This window comes from Lacinutrix sp. MEBiC02404 (assembly GCF_053601575.1).
On the sequence record NZ_JBSHNV010000042.1, the window covers coordinates 1 to 316 of the forward strand.

1 pseudogene is annotated in these 316 nt (G+C 42.7%); it reads left to right on the forward strand.

The features are described from left to right. Positions 1-316, forward strand: a pseudogene (locus ACVCXO_RS00225) (hypothetical protein); the annotation flags it as partial.

Consider the following 316-nt stretch of genomic DNA (forward strand, 5'->3'; position numbering starts at 1 on the left):
AACAAGTGACTGGGCAACTGCAGATTGTGATGGTGATGGAGTAAGTAACTTAGACGAAGTAGATCCTGATGGAGACGGCGTTCAAGGACCAAACGACACAGATCCAAATGATGCATGTGAATTTACTGCAGCAGATATTACATTACCTGTAACAGCAATTACAGATTGTGATGGCGATGGAGAAACAAGTGATACGGATCCAAATGATACCGATCCATGTATCGGAGGAACATTATCCAATGTAGATTTAACAGACACAACAAGTGACTGGGCAACTGCAGATTGTGATGGTGACGGAGTAAGTAACTTAGACGAG